Source organism: Mesorhizobium sp. M8A.F.Ca.ET.207.01.1.1, from assembly GCF_004794715.1.
Classification (GTDB): domain Bacteria; phylum Pseudomonadota; class Alphaproteobacteria; order Rhizobiales; family Rhizobiaceae; genus Mesorhizobium.
This window is the reverse complement of sequence record NZ_SRUS01000438.1, coordinates 1-310: the sequence shown is the minus strand read 5'-3', so window position 1 is coordinate 310 and position 310 is coordinate 1. Positions and strand designations below refer to the sequence as shown.

Annotated in this window: 1 pseudogene; it reads left to right on the top strand. The window is 62.9% G+C overall.

Annotated features, from left to right (window positions below):
* A pseudogene (dcd, locus tag EN850_RS35260) lies at positions 1-310 on the top strand (dCTP deaminase); the annotation flags it as partial.

Below are 310 nucleotides of genomic sequence, written 5' to 3'. Positions count from 1 at the left end.
CAACGGCCAGCGCATCGTCAGCTATGGCACGTCCAGCTATGGCTACGACGTGCGCTGCTCGCGCGAGTTCAAGGTGTTCACCAACATCAACTCGACGATTGTCGACCCCAAGCATTTCGACTCGGGCAGCTTCGTCGACATCACCGCCGACGAGTGCATCATCCCGCCGAACAGCTTCGCGCTGGCGCGCACGGTGGAGTACTTCCGCATCCCGCGCGACACCCTGGTGGTGTGCCTGGGCAAAAGCACCTACGCGCGCTGCGGCATCATCGTCAACGTGACCCCGCTGGAACCGGAATGGGAAGGCCAC